The organism is Allocoleopsis sp., assembly GCF_036703385.1.
In the GTDB taxonomy this organism is placed as follows: Bacteria; Cyanobacteriota; Cyanobacteriia; order Cyanobacteriales; family Coleofasciculaceae; genus Allocoleopsis.
Map to the genome: position 1 here is coordinate 1 of NZ_DATNPA010000552.1, position 6,037 is coordinate 6,037.

Here is a 6,037-nt window from a genome sequence, read left to right on the forward strand (position 1 = left end):
GTTCGATTACATCAGTAGCAAGGACGAGTTGAAACGTAGCATCTGGAAAAGGTAAATCGCCAATATCCCCCAAACTTACATTTTTAAACCCTTTTTCATGGCAATAATGGATGGCTTCAATACTACTATCAATACCTTTAACAGCAGTGTACCCCAATTCACGCAGCACAGATAGATTAGAGCCAGTGCCAGTACCAACGTCCAGAATGGCAGCATCTTTCGGAAGTGCTAATTGCTGGAGAAGCTTTGAGAGCAGGTGACGCCGTCCCACAAACCACCAGTGGTATGCCGATACTTCGGCTTCGATCGCATAAGTCTCGAATTCCACAATCTACCTCCTATGGGAAACTTGTCTGTGTTTTGAAGCGTCAATAGCTTACCAGCGAATAGGCCTTATTGACTAACCTTGGCTGTGCATCTAGGGCTGAGCCTAGTTGAGCTAATTGCATAGTGGTCTATCTTTACTGCCATTGATTCCATGAATTGACGGTTCAAGCAACTCAGCATGGATACTACATGCTACTATCTCAAATATTTACAGCTAAGTTTCACAATGTGCGTAATTGTTGGAACACTGATGTATAAACATAGCACTTCCCCAAGGATAAGAACCATACATAGTCCGAATACAGAGCACAAAGTTTCACTATAGGCTCAGATGCTTGTGGGAGGTAGATTGCTCAGGATGACCAAGTGGAGCTAGGTCACTCTCGTCTATCCATTATTGACCTATCTGAAGCTGTCGTAGCCCGTCTAAATATTGTAGTAAGAACGATACCATTCTACGAACTGCGAAATACCCACTTCAATTGATGTACTGGGCTTAAAGCCAACATCCTTCTCTAAATCATCGATATCAGCGTAAGTTTCGAGTACATCTCCAGCTTGTAAGGGGAGCAAATTTTTTCAGCTTTCCTACCTAGGCAATTTTCTAAAACTTCAATAAACCGAGTTAATTCAACGGGCTTGTTGTTACCAATATTGTAAATTTTATAAGGTGCATAACTTGTCCCTGGCTCGGGTACAAAACTCGACCAATCTGGATTCGGCTGAGGAATTTTATCTAAGACACGGACAACACCCTCAATCACATCGTCAATTAGGATCGTAGTAGTCATTCAGGTTATCGATGCCAATAACTTGCTCACCCCTAGAGAGAAGCCTTTGAGCGAGGTGGAAGCCGATAAAGCCTGCTGCCCCAGTAATCAGGATTTTTCCCATTTTGTCCCTATCCTCTCTAGTCTGAATCCGTTTTTTTGCATCTCGTTTTGGCTCTATCTCCATAATCGAGTGCCAGTTCAATCCCTAACTTTGTGTTACTCTACCAGCCAACTAGGGTTTTTGTCCCTGGGTACAGAATGGGGGTTGGAAGCCGTAAATGCCTCGCCACGGGTTGAACCGCCATTACTATGAATGAATTTTGGATAATAATGTTACATTGGGAAGCGCCTCAGAGCAATGCTCCTATTAAGCGTCACTCTTGGCAATTTATAATGTATAACCTTAATTCACCGGTTAAGGAGAAAAGCTGAATGTGCGGTATTGTTGGCGCACTGGTATTCAAAGACAGCACCTTCAGTATCACCGAGTCCTACCTTAGCCAGATGCGGGATACTATGTTCCACCGTGGGCCAAATGGTGCTGGGATGTGGATTGCTCAAAACGGGCAAGTGGGGCTGGGGCACCGTCGTCTATCAATTATCGACCTATCTGAAGCGGCTGCCCAGCCCATGTGTAATGAGGATGGCACTCTTTGGGTTACTTTCAACGGTGAAATCTACAATCATGCTGAGATTCGCGCTGAGTTAGAGCAAATTGGTGGACATTGTTGGAAAACGGATCACTCAGATACTGAGGTGATTCTCCATGCCTTTGAGCAATGGGGAATTGACTGCTTGCACAAATTCCGAGGAATGTTCGCGATCGCACTGTGGGATACTCAAGCACGGGAGTTATGGTTGATTCGCGATCGCATCGGTATCAAACCCCTCTATTACAGCATCCATAACGGTCGCATCACCTTTGCCTCAGAAATCAAAGCTCTTTTGCAAGACCCCGACCAAAAACGCGCCGTTTGCGAAGAAGCCTTTTACCACTACCTCTCCTTTCTCACCACACCCGCTCCCCAAACCCTTTTTGAGGGGATCAAAAAATTACCGGGTGGTTGTTGGCTACGAGTCACAGAAGATGGACAAATCCGCGAACATCGCTACTGGGATGTCTGGGACTACACCACACCATTAATAGGTGTTTCTGAAGATGAAATCGCCGAACGAATTCTCGCCGAACTACGAACAGCCGTGAAACTGCGTAAAGTCAGCGACGTTCCCGTAGGAGTCTTTCTCTCTGGCGGCATCGACTCTAGCACGAATGCCGCCTTATTTTCCGAAGGCGAAGGGGGAAACGTCAAAACCTTTACCATTGGTTACAAGGGCGAGTACCAGACTTACCAAAATGAGTTACATTACGCCCAGACAATGGCCAAAGAAGTTGGAGCAGAATACCACGAATGTCTGCTCACCATCGATGACTTAATCGACTTCCTACCGCAAATGGTACATCTCCAAGATGAACCCATTGCCGACCCTGTTTGCGTGCCTGTTTACTACGTCTCCAAGTTAGCGCGGGATAATGGCGTCATTGTCTGCCAAGTCGGAGAGGGAGCGGATGAATTATTCTGGGGTTACCCCAGTTGGAAAATTCTCCTCCAGCTTCAACGCTACAACGCCTTGCCATTCCCCCAACTCTTCAAAAAACTCGGTCTTTTGGGTCTTCAGCTTGCAGGAAAACGTCAAGCACTCTACTACGAACTGCTGCGTCGGGGAGCTACAAATCAGCCTGTCTTCTGGAGTGGAGCGGAAGCGTTTACTGAAGCTCAAAAGCAAGCTATCCTATCACCCCGTTTGCGCCAAAAATTTGCTCACCTCACCTCTTGGGAGATACTAAAACCGATTTACCAGCGTTTTGAAAGCAAAGCCTGGGAAAAATCTCACCTCAATTGGATGACTTATGTCGATCTCAACCTGCGCCTTCCCGAACTTTTACTGATGCGAGTGGACAAAATGAGCATGGGAGTCAGCTTAGAAGGGCGAGTTCCTTTCCTCGACCATAAAGTTGTCGAGCTAGCGATGAGCATCCCGGAAGCCATCAAGACTAAAAACGACACATTAAAGTATATCCTCAAGAAATCAGTGCGTGGGTTAATTCCAGATGAGCTAATTGATCGCAAAAAGCAAGGGTTTGGCGTTCCTGTTTATGAATGGTTTTTCGATAAGTTGGGCGAGCAGGCTCGTCAAGAACTCAATGATTTTTGCTCTCATACCGATTTTTTAGATAAAGCTGAGGTCAATCGCTTGATTACTCAGAACAAAGGCGGTCACTTCTGGTATTTACTTAATTTTGCTCTGTGGTGGAAGCAATACATCAGATGAGATCGAGGGAGAGTCAAACTAGAATTTTTCTTCCTTTAGAAAGTAATTAGTCTATACAGACTGTAACTTTTCACCTATAAAATTTTCATAGATTATAATAGTTTTAGCGAGTCGAGTGGATTAAAAATTAATACTTCGCAACGGCTGTTTAGCGTTTATTTTCCGGGCTTTCCTCAGTGGTGCCTTCTATCAAAGTCTGCTTTTTCACTTAAGGAACCGAATCTTGCTGCTGTATCAGCTCATCGTAGGAGCGATCGCCACGGGGTGCATCCTAACTTTGCAAAAATCCACTAGTAGCGTCCGGAAAGCGTATTAGTTCTCTTCAAGTGGACAAGATTTCCCTATTACAACCTAGCAAACAGGTGATGCTCCTATCGTAAAGCTTTAGACGGGAGTATAAAGACGTAGACATCTATCTAAACAGACAAAAACATCCGGATAGCTACCGCATAATTGAGTAAATAAAACAACTATCCTTGAGCATGAGCCAATTCTGTGCTACTGGGATAATTTACTGTCACTTGTTATAAAACATATATATTCCCTTGCAGAAAATTATTCAATTTAAAGGTCTTTCGCTCTGTTTTGGGTTTTTATTGAGTGGTTCATTGATAGCCCATACAGCTTTCTTCTCTCCTCAGAATGAGCTGCAAAAAATTTATAGTTCAAATGAGACTTTAGCTAATTTAGTCACTAACGCAGAAGCGTATTACATCCAATCAATTCATTCTAATCTGAGAGCTGCGGTATTACAAACTGTTCCGGAGATGAAGCAGGCAAAGACAGACTGGGAGCGTGCTATTCTCCTGCGAGACCACGTCTACTCAGGAAATAAAATGTTTCTCCCAATCGCACCAGTACCTGTTCCATTAACGGTTGAAAAGTACAAAGCGATCGTTTCCGGTCAATCTCCTCAGATATGTACAGGAATGTCTATCACTTACATTGGTTTGCTTCAGGCGTTTGATATTCCCGCACGTTTAGTTAGCCTTGCCAATCACGAAGCCGTTAACCGCACTCAGTCTCCAAAGAATCCTGCGGCAAAAATTCCAGACACGCATTCGACCGTTGAGGTATTTTTAGACAATCGCTGGGTATTGCAAGACCCATCCTTTAACACTCAATGGGAATTGGATGGTAAACCACTGGGGGTTTTGGAGTTACGTCAAGCCTACTTATCCAAGCAAAACCCAATTCCTACGACTAACGGTCGCAAAGTTTTGCCCGGTCGTTCGCTGCAAGAATTCTACATTCCCTATCAAGATGTACTGGCTTATGTGGAGATTAGTGAAATTGAGATATTAAATCCCAAAAATGCCGGTAGCTTTAAAGTTGTTGCGACCATGCCACCCGGCCCGACATGGCGTCATGCCGTCCAATCATCACAGTTAGCACCCGCTTTAAAGGATGATGAAGACACTAGAGTACATGCTTGGGATTTTAGGGAGAATTTGCCGAGCGGTTGGGAGGCTTCACCAGGTACAAAGGTATCCAATGGTTCAAAGGAAAAGGGCATTGGGGTAAAAACTGATGCATCCAATAGTAGTTATCAACTCTGGTCGGCTCCTGAAAATTTACCTCCAGGTGACTACCAAGTTAGAGTAAAAGGTGCCGTACTAGATGGCGGCATGTATATTGGTGTATTGGATACATCCACCCAGCAGTTTATTAATACGGCCTACTATTGGTCAGGTCAGCGCGATCGCTTTGCTAATTCCGATATGATGTCTAAGTTTAGCCTCAAGGAAGCCAAACCAATAAAAATCATCTTGGCAAATTGGTCGTATGAAATGCAGCCTTCTACCTGGAACGTGAAGAACGTTGCGATCGCTAAAGATAAAACTGTACATTCAAAGCAATAATTGATGTGATAGAAGCCTGATAATGACTCGCGACTGGATAGGGATGTTAAGGCGTGGCTTACGGAAGCCCCCAAAGGTTATCGCGCAGCGTCTATACAGTGAGTTAACGGCTGAAGCTGACCGATTTCTCTCCCCAATTCGTGTTACACGTTTTAATCGGCAGGCACTTCTTAAAGCGACTGGAGAGAAAAACTTAGATAGTTTATGGCACTATTTGAGCCAGCGTCCCTTTGTGGCTCCTACATCTTTAGTGAACGCAACAGACTATGAACAGTTGTGTCCTGCCGATTACGATCGCATTCTGAAATCGGCTGATTGTGCGTTATCGCATCAGGTTGATTTACTCGGTTCTGGGCTGATTGCACTGGGTAGCAAGATTGATTGGCACAAAGACTATAAAACCGATATCTCCTGGTCAGCTGCTTATATTCGTAGTATTGAATACGCTAATCTAGACCGCCCCAGTGATGTCAAAATTCCTTGGGAAATTTCACGTTTACAGTGGCTGATTCCGGCAGGACAAGCCTACCTCCTAACAGGAGATGAACGCTATGCAGTTGCAGTTCGAGAGATATTAGAGGATTGGATAACGAGCAATCCCTATGCCCATAGTGTGAACTGGGTTTGCACGATGGAGGTGGCGCTGCGTATCCTGAGTTGGACGTGGTTTTTCCAGGTTTTTCATCATAGCAAGGCTTGGGCGGATACCGGATTTCGCGATCGCTTTTTACGTACTCTGTTTCT

5 protein-coding genes and 1 pseudogene are annotated in these 6,037 nt (G+C 44.7%); 3 read left to right on the forward strand and 3 right to left on the reverse strand.

From position 1 onward, the window contains the following. The 3 genes and pseudogenes from V6C93_RS26965 to V6C93_RS26975 all read right to left on the reverse strand — a co-directional run. Positions 1–328, reverse strand: a 328-nt coding sequence (locus tag V6C93_RS26965) for a class I SAM-dependent methyltransferase (RefSeq protein WP_333479755.1), incomplete at its 3' end; no start/stop codon positions are given. Between the two features lie 425 nt (positions 329–753). After that, positions 754–1,100 (reverse strand): annotated as a pseudogene (locus V6C93_RS26970) (capsular biosynthesis protein CpsI); the annotation flags it as partial. Then, complete coding sequence (locus V6C93_RS26975; protein ID WP_349262857.1) at positions 1,096–1,284, reverse strand: NAD-dependent epimerase/dehydratase family protein; 189 nt, start codon at positions 1,282–1,284, stop codon at positions 1,096–1,098. The gene V6C93_RS26975 and the pseudogene V6C93_RS26970, both read right to left, overlap by 5 nt. Before the next feature lie 248 nt (positions 1,285–1,532). Between V6C93_RS26975 and asnB the strand changes: the two genes are divergently transcribed. From asnB to V6C93_RS26990, 3 genes are all read left to right on the forward strand, one after another. Beyond that, on the forward strand, positions 1,533–3,431 hold the full coding sequence (gene asnB / locus V6C93_RS26980; protein WP_333479758.1) for an asparagine synthase (glutamine-hydrolyzing): 1,899 nt from the start codon (positions 1,533–1,535) through the stop codon (positions 3,429–3,431). A gap of 608 nt (positions 3,432–4,039) precedes the next feature. Beyond that, the gene (locus V6C93_RS26985; RefSeq protein ID WP_333479759.1) at positions 4,040–5,293 is read left to right on the forward strand and encodes a transglutaminase domain-containing protein; all 1,254 of its coding nucleotides are present in this window, start codon (positions 4,040–4,042) and stop codon (positions 5,291–5,293) included. A 22-nt stretch (positions 5,294–5,315) separates the two neighbouring features. Continuing rightward, a partial coding sequence (locus tag V6C93_RS26990) for a heparinase II/III family protein (RefSeq protein ID WP_333479760.1) occupies positions 5,316–6,037 on the forward strand: 722 nt, incomplete at its 3' end.